19 protein-coding genes are annotated in these 21,313 nt (G+C 66.7%); 8 read left to right on the top strand and 11 right to left on the bottom strand.

The window, feature by feature from the left end:
* Positions 1–14: 14 nt before the first annotated feature.
* From AC5I49_RS11845 to AC5I49_RS11815, 7 genes are all read right to left on the bottom strand, one after another.
* Positions 15–899 carry a carbohydrate ABC transporter permease gene (locus tag AC5I49_RS11845; protein ID WP_016446302.1) on the bottom strand — a complete coding sequence of 295 codons (885 nt, stop codon included), beginning with the start codon at positions 897–899 and terminating at the stop codon, positions 15–17.
* The gene (locus tag AC5I49_RS11840; protein WP_082001472.1) at positions 892–1,764 is read right to left on the bottom strand and encodes a carbohydrate ABC transporter permease; all 873 of its coding nucleotides are present in this window, start codon (positions 1,762–1,764) and stop codon (positions 892–894) included. Before AC5I49_RS11840 ends, AC5I49_RS11845 begins: the two co-directional genes overlap by 8 nt.
* 14 nt (positions 1,765–1,778) lie before the next feature.
* The gene (locus AC5I49_RS11835) at positions 1,779–3,026 is read right to left on the bottom strand and encodes an ABC transporter substrate-binding protein (protein ID WP_277849859.1); all 1,248 of its coding nucleotides are present in this window, start codon (positions 3,024–3,026) and stop codon (positions 1,779–1,781) included.
* Entirely contained in the window at positions 3,023–4,582 is a 1,560-nt protein-coding gene (locus tag AC5I49_RS11830) for an aldehyde dehydrogenase family protein (protein ID WP_495789383.1), read from the bottom strand. The genes AC5I49_RS11835 and AC5I49_RS11830 overlap by 4 nt, the downstream gene beginning before the upstream one ends.
* Positions 4,583–4,681: 99 nt before the next feature.
* Positions 4,682–5,461, bottom strand: coding sequence for an enoyl-CoA hydratase/isomerase family protein (locus AC5I49_RS11825; protein ID WP_043791169.1), 780 nt, complete (start codon positions 5,459–5,461; stop codon positions 4,682–4,684).
* Positions 5,454–7,049, bottom strand: coding sequence for an acyl CoA:acetate/3-ketoacid CoA transferase (locus tag AC5I49_RS11820; protein WP_495789382.1), 1,596 nt, complete (start codon positions 7,047–7,049; stop codon positions 5,454–5,456). The genes AC5I49_RS11825 and AC5I49_RS11820 overlap by 8 nt, the downstream gene beginning before the upstream one ends.
* Complete coding sequence (locus AC5I49_RS11815) at positions 7,046–8,077, bottom strand: Gfo/Idh/MocA family protein (protein ID WP_392450608.1); 1,032 nt, start codon at positions 8,075–8,077, stop codon at positions 7,046–7,048. The genes AC5I49_RS11820 and AC5I49_RS11815 overlap by 4 nt, the downstream gene beginning before the upstream one ends.
* Positions 8,078–8,187: 110 nt before the next feature.
* On the opposite strand from AC5I49_RS11815, the gene AC5I49_RS11810 reads away from it, so the two are divergent.
* The 3 genes from AC5I49_RS11810 (at position 8,188) to AC5I49_RS11800 (ending at position 11,525) form a co-directional block, all read left to right on the top strand.
* A complete protein-coding gene (locus AC5I49_RS11810) occupies positions 8,188–9,204 on the top strand; it encodes a LacI family DNA-binding transcriptional regulator (protein WP_016446309.1) in 1,017 nt (338 codons plus the stop codon).
* A 208-nt stretch (positions 9,205–9,412) separates the two neighbouring features.
* The gene (locus AC5I49_RS11805; protein WP_034366714.1) at positions 9,413–10,396 is read left to right on the top strand and encodes a DUF1852 domain-containing protein; all 984 of its coding nucleotides are present in this window, start codon (positions 9,413–9,415) and stop codon (positions 10,394–10,396) included.
* 103 nt (positions 10,397–10,499) lie between these two features.
* On the top strand, positions 10,500–11,525 hold the full coding sequence (locus AC5I49_RS11800; protein WP_017404854.1) for a methionine synthase: 1,026 nt from the start codon (positions 10,500–10,502) through the stop codon (positions 11,523–11,525).
* Positions 11,526–11,693: 168 nt separating this feature from the next.
* Here the strand turns inward: AC5I49_RS11800 and AC5I49_RS11795 are convergent, their stop codons facing one another.
* Positions 11,694–12,131, bottom strand: coding sequence for an acyl-CoA thioesterase (locus AC5I49_RS11795; protein WP_016446312.1), 438 nt, complete (start codon positions 12,129–12,131; stop codon positions 11,694–11,696).
* A gap of 217 nt (positions 12,132–12,348) precedes the next feature.
* Here AC5I49_RS11795 and AC5I49_RS11790 point away from each other — a divergent pair, with 217 nt between their 5' ends.
* The 5 genes from AC5I49_RS11790 to AC5I49_RS11770 all read left to right on the top strand — a co-directional run bounded on the left by AC5I49_RS11790 (position 12,349) and on the right by AC5I49_RS11770 (position 18,433).
* A complete protein-coding gene (locus tag AC5I49_RS11790; protein ID WP_016446313.1) occupies positions 12,349–14,049 on the top strand; it encodes an electron transfer flavoprotein-ubiquinone oxidoreductase in 1,701 nt (566 codons plus the stop codon).
* Between the two features lie 404 nt (positions 14,050–14,453).
* A complete protein-coding gene (locus AC5I49_RS11785) occupies positions 14,454–15,425 on the top strand; it encodes an ABC transporter substrate-binding protein (RefSeq protein ID WP_016446314.1) in 972 nt (323 codons plus the stop codon).
* A gap of 124 nt (positions 15,426–15,549) precedes the next feature.
* Positions 15,550–16,434 carry an ABC transporter permease gene (locus AC5I49_RS11780; RefSeq protein WP_016446315.1) on the top strand — a complete coding sequence of 295 codons (885 nt, stop codon included), beginning with the start codon at positions 15,550–15,552 and terminating at the stop codon, positions 16,432–16,434.
* A 169-nt stretch (positions 16,435–16,603) separates the two neighbouring features.
* On the top strand, positions 16,604–17,398 hold the full coding sequence (locus AC5I49_RS11775; protein ID WP_016446316.1) for an ABC transporter ATP-binding protein: 795 nt from the start codon (positions 16,604–16,606) through the stop codon (positions 17,396–17,398).
* A 102-nt stretch (positions 17,399–17,500) separates the two neighbouring features.
* Positions 17,501–18,433 carry an ankyrin repeat domain-containing protein gene (locus AC5I49_RS11770; protein WP_047216916.1) on the top strand — a complete coding sequence of 311 codons (933 nt, stop codon included), beginning with the start codon at positions 17,501–17,503 and terminating at the stop codon, positions 18,431–18,433.
* A gap of 38 nt (positions 18,434–18,471) precedes the next feature.
* Here the strand turns inward: AC5I49_RS11770 and AC5I49_RS11765 are convergent, their stop codons facing one another.
* From AC5I49_RS11765 to AC5I49_RS11755, 3 genes are all read right to left on the bottom strand, one after another.
* A complete protein-coding gene (locus AC5I49_RS11765; RefSeq protein WP_203400798.1) occupies positions 18,472–18,858 on the bottom strand; it encodes a cupin domain-containing protein in 387 nt (128 codons plus the stop codon).
* 76 nt (positions 18,859–18,934) lie between these two features.
* Entirely contained in the window at positions 18,935–19,747 is an 813-nt protein-coding gene (locus tag AC5I49_RS11760) for an AraC family transcriptional regulator (RefSeq protein WP_495789381.1), read from the bottom strand.
* Between the two features lie 60 nt (positions 19,748–19,807).
* Entirely contained in the window at positions 19,808–21,271 is a 1,464-nt protein-coding gene (locus AC5I49_RS11755; RefSeq protein ID WP_034366161.1) for an MFS transporter, read from the bottom strand.
* Positions 21,272–21,313 lie beyond the last annotated feature (42 nt).

Raw genomic sequence — 21,313 nt, 5'->3', positions numbered from 1 at the left:
CAAGATGCTGGGCATCAGCCTTTGACGGCGCCGGCCATCAGCCCGCGCACGAAGAACCGGCCCGACACCAGGTACACGGCCAGCGTCGGCAAGGCCGCAATGAACGCCCCCGCGAAGTGGACGTTGTATTCCTTGACGCCGGTGCTGCTGTTGACCAGGTTGTTCAGCGCCACGGTCAGCGGGTAGGAGCTGAAATCGCTGAACGAGGCGCCGAACAGGAACTCGTTCCAGATGCTGGTGAACTGCCATATCGCGGCCACCACGACGATGGGCAGGCTGTTGGGCAGCAGCACGCGCCACAGCAGCCCGAAGAACCCCGCGCCATCCATGCGCGCCGAGCGCACCAGCTCGGCCGGGAAGGCCGCGTAGTAGTTGCGAAAGAACAGCGTGGTGAAGCCTATGCCGTACACCGTGTTGACGAAGACCAGGCCCTTGAGGCTGCCCGCCAGGCCCAGCGCCCCCAGCATCTTGGCCATGGGGATCAGCACGATCTGGAATGGAATGAAGACCGACAGCAAGATGGCGCCGAACAGCAGGTCCGCCCCCCGGAAACGGAACTGGGTCAGGATGCAGCCGTTGAGCGCGCCCAGGGCCGTGGACAGCAGCACGGATGGCACGGCCACCAGGAAGGAATTGAGGAAGAACGGCCGCAGCCCCGTGGCCTGCACGCCGATCTGCGCCGTGCTCCAGGCGCTGCGCCAGGGCGCCAGCGTCCACTGGCCGGGCAGCGCCAGCAGGTGGCCGCTGCGGATCTCGTCGAGCGGCTTGAACGAATTGGCCAGCATCACATAGACCGGCAGCAGGAAGACCGCCGCCAGCAGGACCAGCGCCGCATACAGCAGCACGCGCCAGGGCTGAAGCCGCCGTGTCACGGACCAGGGTGTGCGCAGCTCAGTCATGGCGACCTCCTGCGCTGCGCATGGCGCCCCAGAGATAGGGCAGGACGATGGCGCCCACGGCCAGCAGCATCAGCACCGAGCTGGCCGCGCCCACGGCCATCTCGTTGCGGGTGAACGAGTACTGGTACATGAACACCGAGGGCAGCCAGGTCGAGCGGCCGGGCCCGCCATTGGTCAGCGCAATCACCAGGTCATAGGACTTGATGGCCATGTGCGCCAGGATCACGAAGGCCGATACGAAAACCGGCCCCAATTGCGGCAGGACGATGCGCCAGTAGACCTGCCAGGTGCGCGCGCCATCGAGCCGCGCCGCATGGATCTGCTCGGAGTCCACCCCGCGCAGGCCCGCCAGGAACAGGGCCATGGCAAAGCCGCTGGTCTGCCACACGGCGGCGATGACCACGCAGTAGATGGCCATGTCGCCGTCCTTGATCCAGCCGAACGCAAAACCCTGCCAGCCCAGCAGGTGCATGGATTTTTCCAGGCCCACGCCGGGGTCGAGCAGCCATTTCCACGCCGTTCCCGTGACGATGAAGGACAGGGCCATGGGGTACAGGAAGATGGAGCGCAGCACGGCCTCGGCGCGGATCTTCTGGTCGATCAGGATGGCCAATACCAGGCCCAGCGCCATGGCAATGGCGATGTAGAGGCTGGCGAACACCGCGAGGTTGTTCGCCGAGATCTTCCAGTTCTCCAGCCCCAGCAGCCGCGTGTAGGCAGCGGTGCCGGCCCATTCATGGCGCGGCAGCAGGGTCGATGCCGTGAACGACAGATAGACCGTGAACAGAATGCATCCGTACACGCACACCAGCGTGAGCAGCACGCTGGGGCTGAGCAGCAGCCTGGGGAGCCAGCCGGCCTTCATGGCAGGGTCCTCCATCAGTCGGCCAGGGCCGAGGCCAGCTCGGTCACGGCCCTGGCATCGTCGATCTGGCCGTTGAAGTGGCGCGTGACCACGTCATAGATGGCGTTCTTGGCCGATGCGGCCGTCGCATGGCCCAGCGCAATGGAGCCCAGCATGCTGCGCCGGCCATCGGCCTCGGCCACGTCGCGGATGGCCTTTTTGCCGCATTCGTCGAAGGCCGTATCCGCCACGTCCAGGCGCGCAGGCGCCGCACCCTTGACGACATTGAACGCCGACTGAAAGGCCGGCTCCATGATGGCGGCCGCCAGCTTGCGCTGAGCGGCCGCCTTGCCCGCGTCGGACAGCCTGAACATCACGAACTGGTCGGTACTGAAGGCCACCATGCCCTGGGTGCCCGGGAAGCGGTAGCAGGCAAAGTCCTTGCCGGGCTGCTTGCCGGCGTTGAGGAACTCGCCCTTGGCCCAGTCGCCCATGATCTGGAAGCCCGCCTTGCCGGCGATGACCATGCCCGAGGCCACGTTCCAGTCGCGCCCCGAAAAATCCTTGTCCACCAGGCTGCGGATCTGCGCCATGCGCTGGAATACCTTGCGCGTGGTCGCCGACCGGATGGTGGCCGGATCGCGCTCGATGAAGGCCTTGCGGTAGTAGTCGGCGCCGCCCGTGGACAGGGCCACGCTGTCGAACACGATGGCCTCCTGCCAGGGCTGGCCGCCATGGGCGATGGCGATGAAACCGGCCTGGCGCACCTTGCGCGCCGCCGCGATGAATTCGTCAAAGCTCGCTGGCTCGGCCGTCACGCCCGCCTGGGCCAGCACCTGCCGGTTGGCCCACAGCCAGTTGGTCGAATGGATGTTGACCGGCGCCGCGATCCAGCGGCCCTGGTAGCGCGAGAATTTCTGCACCTCCTGCGGCACGCTCTTGTCCCAGCCCTCGCGCGCGGCCAGGGCATCCAGGTCGGCGACCACGCCCTGGCCGCCCCAGTCCAGGATGTCGAAGCCCAGCATCTGCACCGCCGTGGGCGGGTTGCCCGAGGTCACGCGGGCGCGCACCGCCGTCATGGCCGCCTCGCCGCCGCCACCGGCCACGGGCATGTCGTTCCAGCGCACGCCCTGCTTTTCCAGCCCGCTCTTGAGCAGGTTCAGCGCGGCGGCCTCGCCGCCAGCGGTCCACCAGTGCAGGACCTCGACGCTCTGCCCGGCCATGGCGGCCGGCGGTGTGGCAAGGGCCATGGCCAGCGCCATGGCAGTCAGTGGCCGCTTCATGCCGTGTCTCCTTCGTGGATGGGCAGATACCAGTGGCTGCGCGCCCCCAGGTGCATGTGCAGGGTCTTGGCCTGGGTGTAGTCCTCGGCGGCACGGCGGCCCAGCTCTCGGCCCAGGCCGCTTTGGCGGTAGCCGCCGAAAGGCAGCTCGGCATGGCCTTCGAGGAAGGTATTGACCCATACCGTGCCGGCCTTGATGCGCCGCGCCGCCGCCAGGCAGGTGCTGAAGTCACGGCTCCAGACGGCGGCCGACAGGCCGTAGAGCGTGGCGTTGGCCAGGTCGATGGCATCGTCCAGGTCCTCGAAGACCAGCACCGCGAGCACGGGCCCGAAGACCTCCTGCCTGGCAATGGCCATGTCCGGCGTCACGCCGGCCAGCACCGTGGGCTCCACATACAGGCCCGGGCGCGCCATGCGGCCGCCGCCCAGCACCACGCGGGCGCCGGCCTGGCGCGCGGCCTCGATGTGGGTGAGGATGGCGTCCAGCTGGCGCTGCGTGGTGATGGCGCCCACCTGCACGCCCTGGTCCAGCGGATCGCCCACGCGCACCTGCCGAGCGCGCTCGGCCACGGCGACCACGAAGCGCTCGGCGATGGCCGCCTGCACCAGCACGCGGCTGCCGCTGTTGCAGCACTGGCCGGCATTGAAGTGCATGCCCAGCACCGTGGCATCGACGGCCGCCTCGAAGTCGCAGTCGGCAAAGACGATCTGGGGATTCTTGCCGCCCAGCTCCAGGGACAGCTTCTTGAGCGTCTGCGCCGAAGCTGCGGCCACCTTCCGGCCTGTTTCCGTGGAGCCCGTGAAGGACAGCATGTCGATGTCCGGGTGCGCGGCCAGGACCTCGCCGACAGCGCCACCGCCGCCTGGCAGGATGTTGACGGCACCGGGCGGCAGGCCGGCGTTCATGAGGATCTCGCCCAGCATCAGCGTGGTGGCCGATGTTTCCTCGGCCGGCTTGACCACGGCCGTGCAGCCGGCGGCCAGCGCAAAGGGCAGCTTCTGGCTGACGATGAGCAGGGGAAAGTTCCAGGGCGTGACGATGCCGACCACGCCCAGCGGCTCGCGCAGCACCACACCCAGCGTCTGCTCGCCCAGCGTGTCATAGCTGTCGCCATGCAGGTTGCGCGCCAGTGCGGCGGCGTAGTGCCACAGGTCGGCTGCCGCGCCCACCTCGTCCAGCGACTGGGCCAGCGGCTTGCCGGTCTCCAGCGTCTCCATACGCGCCAATTCCTGCCTGCGGTCCAGCAGGCGTTCGGCCACGGCACGCAGCACGCTGGCGCGCTGCGCACCCTTCATGCGGGGCCAGGGCCCGTGGTCCGCAGCGCGGCGTGCTGCGGCAATGGCACGCGCGGCATCGGCCCGGCCGGCCCGCGCATGGATGCTGGCCACGGTGCCGTGGGCCGGGGAGCGGCGTTCCAGCGTCGCGCCGTCGGCCGCATCGGCCCAGGCGCCATCGATGAGCAGCCGGCCATGGAACGGGGGCCTGTGGATGAGGCCGGCCGTGGCCCCTGCATTCACTGCAGTTGCATGGGCTGGAGGCGGGTTCGCGGCAGTCATGGTGGCGGTCTCCTTGGGTGGTTCAGGGGGCAAGGGCGGAACGGCGAATCGGCAGGTCGGCAGGTCGGCAGGTCGGCAGGTCGGCAGGTCGGCGCAGATTCAGCGGCCCAGGTAGCGCGGCACGCGCTTTTCCTTGAAGCTGAGCAGGCCTTCGGCTGCATCGGCCGTGCTCGCGGCCAGGGCTGCGGCCATGGCTTCCAGTGCGGCGGGAGCGTCTTCGCCGGCGGCGGCATTGATCAGTTGCTTGGTCAGCTGCAGTGCCACGGGCGCCTGGCCTGCCATGTCGTGGGCCAACGCAGCAGCGCGCAGGCCCAGTTCGCTGGCCGGCACCCGTTCATGCACCAGCCCGCAGGCCAGCGCCTGATCGGCGGACAGCCGCACGCCGCCCAGGGCCAGGTACTTCGCGTGGCCGGGGCCGATCAGCCGCACCAGCCGCTGCGAGCCGGACCAGCCGGGACAGGTGGCGATCGATGCCTCTGGCAGCGCGAACTGGGCCGTATCGACGGCGATGCGCACATCGCTGGTGATGGCCAGCTCCAGCCCGCCGCCGAACGCATGGCCGTTGAGCGCCGCAATCACGGGCTGGCGCAGCCGCGCCCACCGGTCGAACACCTGGTGGCCACGGCGCACCCACTGCCGCCACATGTCCAGCGGCTGCAGCGCGGCCCAGGCATGGATGTCGGCGCCCGCGCAAAAGGCCCTGTCGCCACGGCCGGTCAGCACCACGGCACGGATGGCGCCATCGGCCTCGATCTCGCGCGCCATGTGCTCCAGTGCGTCGAGCATGCAGGGGGTCAGCGCGTTCAGCCGTGCGGGCCGGTCTATCGTGACCTGGGCCACGGGGCCCTGGCGCACCAGTTGAACCAGGGTCTCAGCCACGGCGGACCTCCCGGGCCTGCAGGGCCAGGCCAAAGGGCGCATCGTGGAACAGGCACTCATCCATACGCCGCAGGTCGGGCGCCACCTGCAGCGCCATGCCGGCCTGCTCCAGCACATCGCGCTGCAGGTCCACGCCGGGCGCGATCTCGCGCACGACCAGGCCCTGGTCTTCGAGGTCGATGACGCAGCGCTCGGTCACATAGCGCACCCGCTGCCCGCGCTGGCGCCCGACCAGGCCGCTGAAGCTGATGTGCTCGGCCGTGCCGACGAACTTGCGCGTGCCGCCCTCCTCGAGGATGTCCAGCCGCCCGTCTCCCACGCGCAGCCTGGCGCCGGCCGTGAAAAGTCCGCAGAAGACGATGCGCCGCGCATGGGCCGTGATATCCACAAAGCCGCCGCAGCCGGCCGTCAGATAGGGCCTGGCCCCCAGCCGCGAGACATTGACGCTGCCATCGCCATCCACCTGCAGGAAGGACAGCAGCGTCACATCGAAGCCCCCGCCCTGGAAATAGGTGAACTGCTGGGGCGAGGCCACGATGGCATCGGCATTGGCCGCGCAGCCAAAGGCAAAGCCCAGCAGCGGCATGCCGCCGACGGCGCCCTGCTCTATCACCCAGGTCACCTCGCCATGCAGGCCCTCCTCGAGCAGGATGCGCGGCACATTGGCCGCAATGCCAAAGCCCAGGTTGGCGGCATGCCCGTGCGCCAGTTCCATGGCGGCGCGGCGCGCAATCACCTTCTCGGGCCCCCAGGCCTGGGGCTCGAAGCCGGACAGCGGTTGCGCAACCTCTCCGCTGATGGCCGGGTCATACACCGTCTGCGTGGTCTGCCACTGATCGGCATCGACCACCACATGGTCCACCAGATGGCAGGGGACGTGGACATCGTGCGGCCTCAGGTGGCCGGCCCTGACGATGCGCTTGACCTGGGCGATGACGATGCCGCCGTTGTTGCGTGCGGCCATCGCCTGCTCCAGCGCACCCAGCAGCGCGCCTTCGTGCTCATAGCCCAGGTTGCCGCGCTCATCGGCCGTGGTGGCGCGCAGGACGGTCACGTCGGGCGCCACAGCGGGAAAGAACAGCCAGTCGCGCCCGTCGAAATGCTGCAGGCGCACTACCGGATGGCGGCTGGCCGGCTCGTTCATCGCGCAGCCCTGCTGTGCGGGATCGACAAAGGTGCCCATGCCCGCCTGGGTCAGCACGCCCGGGCGCCGCGCAGCCGCCTCGCGGTGCATATCGAACAGGATGCCGCTGGGGATGTTGTAGGCCTGGATCTGGTTGTCCACCACCATGCGCCAGATCGCAGGCATGGGCAGCGAGGACGGGCCGCTGGGATACGAGCCGGCCAGGACACGCGACAGCAGCCCGGGCCGGGCCAGATGGTCCATTCCCTTGATGCCGTACATATCGCCGGCCGCAATCGGGTGCAGCGTGGTCAGGTTGCGCGGAGCACCCTCGCGTTCGAAGCGCTCGCCAATGGCGGCCAGCACCTTGTCGGGGCAGCCCAGCCCGCTGGACGAGCTCACGCTGACGATGTCGCCGTCGCGCAGCAAGGCTGCAGCCTGTGCGGCGGTGATGTGCTTGCTCATGCGGCTGCCCCCCGTTCCCGTGCCAGGGGATTGGCTATGGGCACGGCCCGGCCCGTGCGGCAGGCCTGGGCCATGGCCACCGCCGCCGCCAGCGAGCGCACGCCGTCCTCGCCGGTGGCGGCAGGCAGGCCTTCGCCACGCAGCGCGGCGCAGAACGCGGCCACCCCATGCGCGTAGAGACCGTGGTGCTCCACGGCAATGGCCTGCTCGCCGGCCCCATTGCGCAGCAGCACCTCGCCGCCCGGCCGCTGCGTCATCACATCGCGCCCGATGAGCGAGCCCGAGGTGCCATGGATCTCGATGCCGGTTCCCGCATGCGCCACGGTGAATGCCGCATGCAGTTGCGCCAGCACGCCGTTGTCCAGCCGCAGCACGGCCATCACGCCGTCCGCCACGCCGTTGCGAGACAGCGGTCCTTGCTGCTCCAGCGCCACCGCCTCCACCGGCTCAGCCCCCAGGATGAAGCGCAGTGCATCCACGTCATGCACGCCGATGTCGAGGATCACGCCACCGGCCTCGGGCCGCTCCAGCCGCCAGCCCTGCACAGAGGGCGGCAGTTCGATGGCGTGGAAGACGCGCGCAAACAGCGGCTGGCCCACGGCGCCATCGCGCACCAGCTCGCGCATCCTGCGGTGCGTTGCCGCGTTGCGCAGGTGGTGGTTGGTGCCCAGCACCACGCCTGCGGCCCGGCATGCCCTCACCATGTCCAGCGCATGCTCCACGGTCAGCGCCAATGGCTTCTCGCACAGAACATGCTTGCCGGCCGCTGCCGCAGCAAGGACCTGGGCGTGGCGCAGTTCGTTGTCGGAGCTGACGTAGACCACCTGGACTGACGGGTCGGCCAGCAGGGCGGGCACCGAGTCGTAGGCGCGGGCAATGCCCTGCCCGGCAGCAAACTGCGCCGCGCGCTTTGCACTGCGGCTGGCGACCGCCGCCACCGTGTGCCCGCGCTGCGCGCGGATGGCACCGATCATGTGATCGGCAGCAATGGTGCTGGCCCCTATCAATCCCCAACCGACCTCGCTCATGATCTCCCTCCATGTATTGATAATTTCTATTGGAACGTTCTAATTGATTATTGGAACGTTCCAAAAGAAGATCAAGCACAATCGCGCCGACCCAGGGAAAACACCGAACCATGATGAACAAGCCCCCTTCCGTGCGCGCCGTGACCATCCTTGACGTGGCGGCTGCGGCCCAGGTCTCCAAATCAACGGTGTCGCTGGTGCTCAAGGGCAGCCCCCTGATTCCGGCCGAGACATCGGAGCGCGTGCGTGCAGCGGCAGCGCAGCTCGGCTACGTCTACAACCGCCGCGCCGGAGAGCTGCGGCGCCAGTCGTCCAACATGGTCGGTGTCGTGATCAACGACCTGATGAACCCCTTCTTTGCCGAGGTGCTGGCGGGGCTGGAGCGCAGGCTGGCCGATGCCGGCTTCATCACGCTCATGGCCCACACCAGCGAAAGCCTGGAGCGCCAGCAAAAAGTGCTGACCACCATGCGCGAGCACAACGCGGCCGGCATTGCGCTGTGCCCGGCGCTGGACACGCCGGCCTCGCTGGCGCAGGACCTGCAGTCATGGGGCATTCCCCTGGTGGTCATGATCCGCACGCTGGGCGAGGGAAGCTACGACTTCGCAGGCGCCGACAACGCCCACGGCGTGATGGCGGCCACGCGCCACCTGCTGGCGGCCGGGCATCGCCGCATCGGTTTTCTGGGAGGGCTGGACGGCCTGATGCTGGAGCAGCGCCTGAGCGGCTGCAGGGCCGCCTTTGCCGATGCGGGCCTGGCTTTCGATGAAGACCTGGTTTTCTCCGCCAGCCCCACGCGCACGGGAGGGCATGACGCCATGCGCAGCCTGCTGGCCGCGCAGCCAGCCATCAAGGCGGCCATCTGCTACAACGATCTGGTGGCCTTTGGCGCACTGTCTGCCCTGGACGAAAACGGACTGCGCGCAGGCAAAGACTTCGCGCTCATGGGCTTCGACAACGTGTTCGATGCCGCGCATTCCCATCCCCCCCTGAGCACGGTGGACGTGCGCCCCGCCGAGCTTGGCGAACAGGCTGCCACCTTGCTGCTGGCACGCATGGCCCATCCGGGCCAGCCCCGCCAGCAGTTGTTGGCCAGGCCCAAGCTGGTGCTGCGCCAGTCAGCCTGAAGACCGCGGCGCGGTCGGAACTGGCCCGGATACCGACTGGCTCCACCGCGCTGAGCGGGATGCGCTCTGGCCTGCCGGCTTTTGATGAACCAGGCTCATGGTTTCATGAGATAAGACCACTTTACTTCATCGATTGCCGTCCATAACATCCGCACCTATTGCTTGCCCGCAGTTTTCGGCAAGGGCATGAATCAGGTCGCAGATCACAATGAACCAAGAACTCAGCTTCCATCTCAAGCGCATTCGTTTCGATGAAGACTATCAACCATCGGACAGCACGCGAATTACCACCAACTTTGCCAATCTGGCCCGTGGCGATTGCCGGCAGCAGAACCTGCGCAACACGCTGAGGATGATTGACAACCGCTTCAACGACCTGGCCCACTGGGACAATCCCACGGGAGATCGCTACTCGGTGGAGCTCGAGATCATCTCGGTCGAAATGGGAATTGGCGCCAGAAACGGCCTTGGTGCGTTTCCGTTGATCGAGATATTGAAGACCAGCATCCTCGACAAGAAGAACCACAAGCGCATAGACGGCATCGCAGGGAACAATTTCTCCTCCTACGTGCGCGACTACGATTTCAGCGTTGTGCTTGCGCAGTACAACGCCAACCGATCCGAATTCGGCACCCCCGATGATTTTGGCGACTTGCATGGAAAGCTGTTCAGGCAATTTTCCAGTTCAGGCACCTACAGGCAGCACTTCGACAAGCCGCCCGTCATCTGTATCAGCGTGTCCACCAGCAAGACCTACCAGCGCACCGGAAACCGGCACCCCATACTGGGCATCGAGTATCGGCAGAGCGAGTTCTCCTCGACCGACCGGTATTTCGAGAAGATGGGAATGCAGGTTCGCTTCTTCATGCCTCCAAATGGCGTTGCGCCACTGGCATTCTACTTTCACGGCGACCTGCTGAACGACTATACGAATATCGAGCTGATCGGCACGATCAGCACCATGGAGACCTTCCAGAAGATTTATCGCCCCGAAATCTACAACGCGAATTCTGCAGCCGGGATGCTCTATCAACCCAGCCTGAAGAATCACGATTACTCGTCGACGCAGATTGTCTATGACCGGGAAGAGCGCAGCCAGTTGGCTGTCAAGCAGGGCAAGTTTGCAGAGCAGCACTTCATCAAGCCGTACAAGAATGTGCTTGAGCAATGGGCTGCCGATTTCGCCCTGTAGCATCCGCCGCCATGCCTGCCATGGCACCCAATCCGTGGCGGGCCGGGAAAACCGTCCCTGAGCACGCCCGCCATACCCCTGTTTGATTTGAAGGAATTCCCAGATGTTCGAAACCTCGATCGCCGGCAGCCTGCCCAAGCCCGCCTGGCTGGCTGAAACCAACAAGCTCTGGCCCCAGTGGAAGGCCGAAGGCGATGCGCTTCGCCAGGCCAAGGCCGATGCAACCCTGCTGTGGATCAAGGCCCAGGAAGACGCAGGCCTGGACATCGTGTGCGACGGCGAGCAGTCACGCCAGCACTTCGTGCACGGCTTCCTGGAGCAGGTCGAGGGCATCGACTTCGAGAACAAGGTGAAGATGGGCATCCGCGACAACCGCTACGACGCGATGGTGCCGCAGGTGGTGTCGGCCCTGCGCCTGAAGGGCCGCGTGCATGCCTTCGAGGCGCAACTGGCACGCGCGCACACCAGGAAGAAGCTGAAGTTCACGCTGCCCGGCCCCATGACCATCGTCGACACCGTGGCGGACCGCTTCTATGGCGACAGGGTGAAGATGGCCTTCGCCTTCGCCGAGCTGCTCAATCAGGAGGCCCTGGCGCTGCAGGCCGACGGCGTGGACATCATCCAGTTCGACGAGCCCGCTTTCAACGTCTACATGAAGGACGCCGCCGACTGGGGCGTGCAGGCGCTGGAACGTGCGGCGCAGGGCCTGACCTGCACGACGGCCGTGCATATCTGCTACGGCTACGGGATCAAGGCCAATACGGACTGGAAAAGCACCCTGGGCGATGAATGGCGCCAGTACGAGACGGTGTTCCCCGCGCTGGCCAAGAGCCGCATCGACCAGGTGAGCCTGGAGTGCATCCACTCCCACGTGCCGCCCGACCTGATGAGGCTGCTGGCCGGCAAGGACGTGATGGTCGGCGTGATCGACGTGGCCAGCGACGTTGTCGAGACCCCCGAAGAGGTGGCCGACACCATCGGCCGGGCGCTGGAGTTCGTGCCGAAGGAGCGGCTGTTCCCCTGCACGAACTGCGGCCTCGCACCCATGGGCCGCGACGTGGCGTGGCGCAAGCTGCAAGCGCTGGCAGAAGGCACGCGGCTGGCAAAGGAGCGGTTGGCCGCTGCGTAAGTCGCGCCCGGCCGCCACGCCGGGCTACCCAGGGCTGCGATGGATCTGCAATGCGGCAGAACAAAAACCCCAGCGCACCCTGCATCAAAGGGCTTGTTCGTCCGGACCGGGCCAGCCCCGCCAGCCATTGCTGGCTACACGTCGGCTGGTACAGCGGGCGAGCCTGAGTCAACCTGGGCCAGCCGTGCCGCCCACCATCTCCCGCACCCAGCCCGGCAACTCGACGGCCTTCTGCCTGGGAAAGTCCACCCAGATAACGGTGCCGCCACCGGCCGCGCAGATCACGCCGGGTTCGGAGACGCGTTCCATGGTTCCCCAGGTCTCGAAGGTGGTGCGGCCGGGGTCGCTGACGTACATCTTGAGCAGTACTTCGTCGGGATAGGCCAGCTGCTGGTGGAAGTTGCAAAAAGCATTGACGATGACCGGCCCCTGCCCGCCCGGCGTAGGCGCCATGCCCGCTTCGACCATCCAGTCGATGCGGGCAGTCTCCAGATAGCGGAAGTACATGGCGTTGTTGACATGGCCCATGGCGTCCATGTCGCCCCAGCGCACTTTGAATCGCATCTCGTGAACCCATTTTTTATATTCTGGAATCTCTATGCGCATGCCTGCAGTCTCCTTGTTGTAGCGCCACCGCAAGGCACCATGCCCCGCAGCCCCCGGTCACTGTGCAGCAGGGCGGATTCCCGCGCTGTCACCTATCAGCAACGGCAGGGTCCAAGCACGTCATAGAATCCACCGCATTGCGGCTTTTGCGCTGCAACCGAACAAACGTTCGGTCTGCCGACCATCCTGTTTTTCAATATCCAAGCGAGACACCCCGATGACGAACGAAGAAATCCTGGCCCAGTACGGGCCGCGCGAAGCCATGGAATACGACGTGGTGGTGGTCGGCGGCGGCCCCGGCGGGCTGGCCACGGCCATCCGCCTCAAGCAGCTGGCGGCCGAAAAAGGCCAGGATGTCTCCGTCGTCGTGCTGGAAAAGGGGTCGGAGCCCGGTGCCCACATCCTGTCGGGCGCCATCATGGACCCGCGTGCGCTGACCGAGCTGATCCCTGACTGGAAGGAAAAGGGCGCGCCCCTGACCCAGCCCGTCACCGATGACGCCATGGTCTTCCTGGGCGAGAAATCCGCCCTGCGCACGCCCAACTTCCTGCTGCCGGCCTGCTTCCAGAACCATGGCAACTACATCGTTCGCCTGGGCTACGTGGTCAAGTGGCTGGGCGAGCAGGCCGAGGCACTGGGCGTTGAAATCTTCCCGGGCTTTGCCGCTGCCGAAGTGCTCTACAACGAGGACGGTTCGGTCAAGGGCGTGGCCACCGGCAACATGGGCATCGGCAAGGACGGCGAGCCCACGGGCGAGTTCCAGCTGGGCATGGAGCTGCACGCCAAGTACACGATCTTTGCCGAAGGCTCACGCGGCCATCTGGGCAAGCAGATCATCGCCAAGTACCAGCTGGACGCCGGCAAGGACCCGCAAAGCTACGGCCTGGGCATCAAGGAGCTGTGGGAAATCGACCCGGCACGCCACAAGCCCGGCTTCGTGATGCACACGGCCGGCTGGCCCATGGACAGCAAGACCTACGGCGGCGCCTTCCTCTACCACCTGGACGACAACAAGGTCACGCTGGGCTTCATCACGGGCCTGGACTATGCCAACCCCTACCTGAGCCCCTTCGAGGAATTCCAGCGCTGGAAGACCCATCCCAACATCCGCTACTACCTGGAAGGCGACGAGTCCAAGGGCATCAAGCCGGCCAAGCGCCTGGGCTACGGCGCGCGTGCCATCACGGCCGGCGGCCTGCTGTCCCTGCCCAAGTTCGTGTTCCCGGGTGGCGCGCTCGTGGGCTGCGACGCAGGTTTCCTGAACGTCAGCCGCATCAAGGGCAGCCATGCCGCCATCAAGACCGGCATGCTGGCAGCCGAGGCCGCCTATGACGCCATCGTCGCGGGCCGCCAGGGCGACGAGCTGGGCGCCTATGTCCAGGCCTTCGAGAACAGCTGGCTGTACGAAGAGCTGAACAAGTCGCGCAACTTCAAGGCCTGGTTCAAGAAGGGCCTGACCACGGCCACGCTGATGAACGGCATCGAGCAGTTCGTGCTCAAGGGCAACATCCCCTGGACGCTGCACCGCGACAAGCCCGACCACGCCTACCTGAAGCCTGCGGCCGAGTGCAAGCCCATCGACTACCCCAAGCCCGATGGCAAGCTGACCTTCGACCGACTGTCCAGCGTCTTCATCAGCAACACCAACCACGCCGAAGACCAGCCCGCCCACCTGACGCTCAAGGACGCCTCGGTGCCCGTGGCCATCAACCTGGCCAAGTACGCAGGCCCCGAGCAGCGCTACTGCCCGGCCGGCGTCTATGAGTTCGTGGACGACACGGCCCAGGGCGGCAAGCGCCTGCAGATCAACGCCCAGAACTGCGTGCACTGCAAGACCTGCGACATCAAGGACCCCACGCAGAACATCGTCTGGGTCACGCCCGAAGGCGGCGGCGGGCCGAACTACGCGGGCATGTGATCCGCACGCCACACCGGCCCTTCCCTGAAGCCTGCCCAAGCCTGCTTGTGCAGGCTTTTTCTTTGAGCCTCGTCAAAGCAACATCGGTGCAGAAAGCATAGAAGGCCATCCGAAATGCCATCGCACGCAATAAAAATGCACGGCAAAGCCAAAAACAGGCCCTTGAAGACGCAAACCTGCATCGCCAAACCTGTCCAAGACGCATGAAAAAGTTGCACCTAGGGCATTCCCCGCAGATTTCATGCCAATTTTTAGATACAAACCTATAGGTGAAAACCGGGTCGTCCAAACGCCAAGGCGTACAGGGCGGCTGCAGTAGACTTTGCCGCGAAGCGCCGCGACCGTCCTGTGCGGCCTTCTGCTGAGCAAACAGGAACAACCACAAGCACGTTGGAGATACACGTATGAAGCACTTGTCTTGGGCGCCCCTGGGCGCGCTGGCCCTGGCAATTTCCGCCATTGCGGGCGGCGCCCACGCCGCTGACGAGAAGTCGGTCGCAGTGACCGCCATCGTCGAGCATCCTGCACTCGACGCCGTGCGCGACGGCGTGCAGGCCGCGCTCAAGGAAGCAGGCTACGAAGCCGGCAAGAACCTCAAGTGGCAATACCAAAGTGCCCAGGGCAACACCGGCACGGCCGCGCAGATCGCTCGCAAGTTCGTGGGCGACAAGCCTGATGCCATCGTCGCCATCGCCACGCCCTCGGCCCAGGCCGTGGTCGCCGCCACCAAGACCGTGCCCGTGGTGTTCTCCGCCGTGACCGACCCCGTGGCCGCCAAGCTGGTGCCCAGCTGGGAGCCTTCCAAGAACAACGTGACCGGCGTGTCCGACCTGCTGGCCCTGGACAAGCAGATGGAGCTGGTCAAGCAGGTCGTGCCCAACGCCAAGCGCGTGGGCATGGTCTACAACCCCGGCGAGGCCAATTCCGCCGTGGTGGTCAAGGAACTCAAGACCCTGCTGCCCAAGCTGGGCATGACCCTGGTGGAAGCCGCCGCTCCCCGCTCCGTGGACGTCAGCAGCGCTGCGCGCAGCCTGGTCGGCAAGGTCGATGTGATCTATACCAATACCGACAACAACGTGGTCTCGGCCTACGAGTCGCTGGTCAAGGTCGGCCAGGACGCCAAGATCCCGCTGGTGGCCTCGGACACCGACTCCGTCAAGCGCGGCGCCGTGGCGGCCCTGGGCATCAACTACCGCGATCTGGGCGAGCAGACCGGCCGCATGGTGGTGCGCATCCTCAAGGGCGAGAAGCCCGGCGACCTCAAGACCGAAGTCAGCACCAAGATGGAGCTGTTCGTGAATCCGGGCGCCGCCGAGAAGCAAGGCGTCAAGCTGTCCGACGCACTGGTCAAGTCGGCCGCCCAGGTGATCAAGTAATACCCGGGGTTTGCCTGCCCGGGACCAACCCGGGCAGTGCGCCCACGGTGGCAGGCGCCATGGCAACATGGCCCTGCCCTTTTTTTAAGTCGTTTTCCGTTCCCACGCGCCTGTCGCTCTTCCTATGTCCCTCTTTTCATTGCTCGGTGCCGTCGAGATCGGCCTGATCTTCAGCCTGGTGGCGCTGGGCGTCTTCATCTCGTTCAGACTGCTGCGCTTTCCCGACCTCACGGTGGACGGCAGCTTTCCGCTGGGCGGCGCCGTCTGCGCCATCCTGATTTCCACGGGCACCAATCCCTGGCTGGCCACGCTGGCCGGCACGGCCGCTGGCGCCGTCGCGGGCCTGATCACGGGCTGGCTCAATGTGCGCCTGAAGATCATGGACCTGCTGGCCTCCATCCTGATGATGATCGGGCTGTACTCGGTCAACCTGCGCATCATGGGCGGCCCCAACGTGCCGCTGATCAACGAGACCACGCTGTTCACCCTGCTGCAGCCCGACAGCGTGGCCGACTATGTGATGCGCCCGCTGATCCTGTTCGTCATCGTCGTGCTGGCCAAGCTGGGCCTGGACTGGTTCTTCGCCACCGAGCGGGGCCTGGCCATCCGCGCCACGGGCTCCAACGCCCGCATGGCACGCTCGCAGGGCGTGAACACCGGCGCCATGATCCTGCTGGGCATGGCGATCTCCAACGGCCTGGTCGGCCTGGCCGGCGCGCTGTTCGTGCAGACCCAGGGCGGCTCGGACATTTCCATGGGCATCGGCACCATCGTCATCGGCCTGGCTGCCGTGATCGTGGGCGAGTCCATCCTGCCCTCGCGCCGCATCGTCTGGGCCACGCTGGCCGTGGTGGTGGGCGCCATCGTGTACCGCTTCTTCATTGCAGCGGCCCTCAACAGCGATTTCATCGGCCTCAAGGCCCAGGATCTGAACCTTGTCACCGCGCTGCTGGTGACCGTCGCCCTGGTGATCCCCCAACTGAAGCGCAAATTTGCGCAAAGGAAATGACACCCCCTGAGCGGCTATGCCGCTTCCCCCTCTCTACTCGCTGCGCGAGGGAGGGGAACGACGCCATCGCTGCGGGGCGGCCCTTGCTCGGCGTCCCTGAGTTTGGACCGCGTCAGTTCAAGCACCACGCATTGAGCGACTGAACGAAGAAATACCGGAGATTGCACTCATGCTGAGCGCACAACAACTCGAAATCACCTTCAACCCCGGCACGCCCATCGAAACGCGGGCGCTGCGCGGCATGTCGCTGGACATTCCCGACGGCCAGTTCGTCACCGTCATCGGCTCCAACGGCGCCGGCAAGTCCACCTTCCTGAACGCCGTCTCGGGCGACCTGTCCGTGGACAAGGGCCGCATCGAGATCGCCGGCCAGGACATGACGCGCCTGCCCGTGTGGGCACGTTCCGAGCGAGTGGCCCGCGTCTTCCAGGACCCCATGGCGGGCACCTGCGAGGACCTGACCATCGAGGAAAACATGGCCCTGGCCCAGCGCCGCGGCACCTTCCGCCGCCTGAGCCGCGCCGTCAAGGCCGAGATGCGCGACAACTTCCGCGAGCGCCTGTCCATCCTGGGCCTGGGCCTGGAAAACCGCCTGACCGACCGCATCGGCCTGCTGTCGGGCGGCCAGCGCCAGGCCGTGAGCCTGCTGATGGCGGCGCTGCAGCCTTCGCGCATCCTGCTGCTGGACGAGCACACCGCCGCGCTCGACCCGCGCACGGCCGACTTCGTGCTGCAGCTGACGGCGCGCATCGTCTCCGAGGCCAAGCTCACCACCATGATGGTCACCCACAGCATGCGCCAGGCGCTGGACGTGGGCGAGCGCACGGTGATGCTGCACCAGGGCCAGGTGGTGCTCGACGTCAGCGGCGAAGAACGCGCCCGCATGGACGTGCCCGACCTGCTGCAAATGTTCGAGAAGGTGCGCGGCGAAAAGCTGGCAGACGACGCGCTGCTGCTGGGCTGAGCTGAACTGGGCTGAAACAGCCCGCATAAGATAAAAGGGCGCTGCGGCGCCCTTTTTCACGGCCCCTGCCCTGGCCTTTTGACTTCAGAAAGCCGATCCCCCATGTCCCATCTCCTTTTCAAGGCCGCAAGTGCCGGTGATGTCGCGGCAATCGATGCCCAGCTGGCCCGCGGCGCAGACATAGATTGGCGCCACAAGGGAACCGGCAGGACGGCACTGATCGAGGCCAGCATCCAGCGGCAGCCGCAGGCCGTGGCCGCCCTGCTGCGCCACGGAGCATCGCTCAACCTGCAATGCAAGGCGCTTGGAAGCACGGCATTGGCCTGGGCGGCGAGCCTGGGCGATGCGGCCATCGCTGCAATGCTGCTCTCGCACAATGCCGACATCGAAATCGCCTCGCCCGAGCTGGGCCGCACGGCACTGATGAGCGCCGCGCAGGCCGGCCATACGGAACTGGTGGCCTTGCTTCTGGAGGCAGGTGCCGATCCCGCACCGCTGGATTTCCGCCAGGAAAACGCCTGGGCGCTGGCCCGGGCCAAGGGACATACGCAGGTCATGGCACTGCTGGAGAGGTCTGGCAGCGCCAGCCCGCCGCCGCCTGTAGCACCGCAGGCTCAGGATTGGCCAGAGACACCACCGGGCACCGAAACGCAGACGCCTGAACGAGTGGTTCGCGCCTACATCCTGGCCATGGAAGCCTGGGAACGCAAAGGCGCCGCCAGGCACGCAGCATCCGCATCCGCGCCTGAGTTCTGGGCAGAGCAACTGGACATCGTGGCCAAGTACTGCACCTCCAAGCCGCGCGCCTACGCCCACAGCTCTTTTGGCACACCCACCCACCACTCCGCGCAAGACCTGCTGCTGTCGGTGACCCAGCAATCCGCATCGAGAATGGAACTCATCGTTCTTCGCGCCAACGAGTCCATGGCATACGAACACCGTTTCTCCGTACATCGCAAGGCGGGACAGTGGCGCATCGACAGCCTGGCGCGCCGCCTGCACGGAACGCAGAAGTGGGAGCGCGACATTCTCTAGCTGGCCGGCCATCCCGGCGACAGCCAACCGCCAGCCCGCTAAACCCACACATCGTTGGACGCCGTCCTCTCGCCGCCTTCCTCCCCGGTGTTCAGCACGCCGCGCGGCTCGATCAGCATGAGGCGGGCTTCCCGCTCGGCGCTGGGCTTGTGCTCCGTGCCTTTGGGGACCACGTAGAGCTCGCCCTGGCGCAGCAGCACATGACCATCACGGAAGTCGATGCGCAGCTCGCCGTCCAGCACCAGGAAGGCTTCATCCGTTTCGGCATGCGAGTGCCAGATGAACTCGCCCTGCACGCGCACGATCTTGAACTGGTAGTCGTTCATTTCGGCAACGACGCGGGGGCTCCACTGGCCGGTGAAGCGGCTGAATTTGTCGGGGAAGTTGATGGCCTCGCAGGGGCGGTTTTCAACGGGGAACGTCATGGGCAGACCTTATGAAAGCGTGTGAAGCCTCCATGCTAGGAAGCGCCTTCCCTGCGGTCTTGCACAATCGTGCAGCTCAGGCCGCGCCCAGGCGCCTGAGCCAGCGTGCGGGCGGCACGCCATAGGCCATGGCGAACTGGCGTGCCATGTGGCTCTGGTCGAAGAACCCGGCCTGCAGGGCAGCCTCGGCCACGGGCTGCCCCGCCAGCAGCAGGCGCCGCACGGTGTCCAGCCGGCGCATGCTCAGGTAGCGGTAGGGGCTGGTGCCGTAGAGCGCGCGGAAATCCCGGCACAGCCGCCAGTGGTCCAGGCCGCTGGCCTGGGACAGCGCCTCCAGGGTTACGCCCTGCTCCAGCGAATCATGGATGCAGGCGCGTGCCCGCTCCACGGCCACCAGGTCCGGCAGACGCCTGAGCTTGCGCCGCCCGGCCACGGCCTCCAGGGCCAGCGCCAGGTCGTAGAGGGAATCGTCGCGTGCCAGCGGCTCAAGGTCCTCGTCCAGGCATTGCAGCAAGGGCAGCAGCGCAGCCTTGAGCCGGGGATCAGCCGAAAGTCCTCCCTCGACGAAAGGCAAGGGCCTGCCGCCCAGCACCTGCTGGATCAGGGCCGGCTCCACATAGACCATGCGGTAGCGAAAGCCCGCGTCGGTGCCCGCGTGGCCGTCATGCAATTCGTCAGGGTGCAGCACCATGGCGCCACCGGGCAGGCTGTGCCGCTGGCTGCGGCGGTAGGCAAAGCTTTGCACGCCGGACAGCGTCAGGCCCAGCGCGTAGGTGTCGTGCCTGTGGGGCGCATAGCCGTGCCCGCCGAAGTAGGCCTCGATGCGCTCCAGGCCTGCGCCCAGCTGCGAATGCCGGACCCAGTCGCTGGAGATGCTCGTTTCTGCCATGTGGGTTGGTGGTGAGGGGTGTGCAAAGCCGCCGCAGATGGTAACTGCGGGCCAGTGACCTCAAGGCGAGCAGGCAGGCTGCTCCGCGCCCGGCACGGACTGGATTGCCGGTGAGCGGCGCATGGCCGCCGACACCACCCACCCCAGCAGCGCGATCAGCGCGGCACCCCATTCGGCCTGCTGCAGCCCCCGGGCCGTGGCCTCGCGCAGCGCATCGGGCGCCGTGATGCCGGCCAGCGGCGCCGTGGCCACCATCACCAGCAAGGCCAGCCCCATTGCTGCGCCCACCTGCTGGGCCGTGGCCGCAATGCCCGAGGCCACGCCCTGCTGCGCAGCCACCACGCCCTGGCCGGCCACCACCCACATGGCGGTCCAGCACGCGCCCTGGCCCAGGCTGAGCACCACGAAGCCGGGCACCAGCCAGACATAGCTGCCACCCAGCGGCAGCGCCCAGGCCATGTAGGCCAGGCCGAGGGTGCCTGCGGCCCAGCCGCCCATGAGCACGGTGCGCGGCGTGGAGCGGTGCAGCCAGTGTTCGGCCCAGCGGATGCCCAGCGTGCAGACCGCCGTGGGCAGCAGGAAGGCCAGGCCGGCCTGCAGCGGGCTCCAGCCGTAGATCTGCTGGAAGTACAGCGCCAGAAAGTAGTACTGCACGCCAAAGCTGCTCATGAAGATCATGGTCAGCAGCATGGCCGAGCGCAGGCTGGGCACGCGCAGCAGGGACAGCGGCATCAGCGGCGAGGCGATGCGGGCCTCGATGCGCCAGAACAGCGCCAACGCCGCGATCGCCACGGCCAGCGTCCCCAGAGTGGCGGCGCTGGCAAAGCCCCATTCAGGGCCTTGCACCAGGGCCGTCACCAGCAGGCTGCTGCCCACGGTCACGCTAAGGCAGCCGGCCAGATCAAAGCCCTGGCCCGGCGCGGCGCGCCCGGTCTGGGCCGAGGGCGGCAGAAAGCGCAGCGCCGCCATGGCACACGGCCAGGCCACGGGCACCAGCACCCACAGCACCCAGTTCCAGCCCAGCGTCTGCGTGAGCACGCCGCCCAGCAGCGCGCCGGCCGCCAGCCCGCCGGCCGACGCCATGCTCCACACGGCCAGGGCGCGATTGCGCTCGGGCCCGGCCGCATACAAGGTGTTGATCAGCGACAGCGTGGCCGGAAACAGCAGCGCCCCGGCCACGCCCTGCCCTGCGCGGCCCAGCACCAGTTGCCAGGGCTGGGAGGCGAAGCCGCCGACCAGCGAGGCCAGGCCGAACAGCGCCATCCCCGCCACATACATGCGCCGCTTGCCCAGCAGGTCCGCACAGCGCCCGCCCAGCAGCAGGCAGCCGCCAAAGGCCACGCTGTAGGCACTGACCACCCATTGCAGGTGGTGCGCATCCATCTGCAGCTGCTGGCCCATGGCGTCGAGCGCGACGAAGACGATGGTGGCATCCAGCGCAATCAGCAACTGGGACAGGGACAGCAGCGCCAGCGCGGCGCGCGGGTGGCGCAGGGCGCCAGCGGGGGAGTCGTTCACAAGCATGGGAGCGATCCTAATTAATGCATTTCTGAAGATAAACATCAG

The organism is Delftia sp., from assembly GCF_059499305.1.
This window is presented reverse-complemented; position numbering and strand designations above follow the sequence as displayed.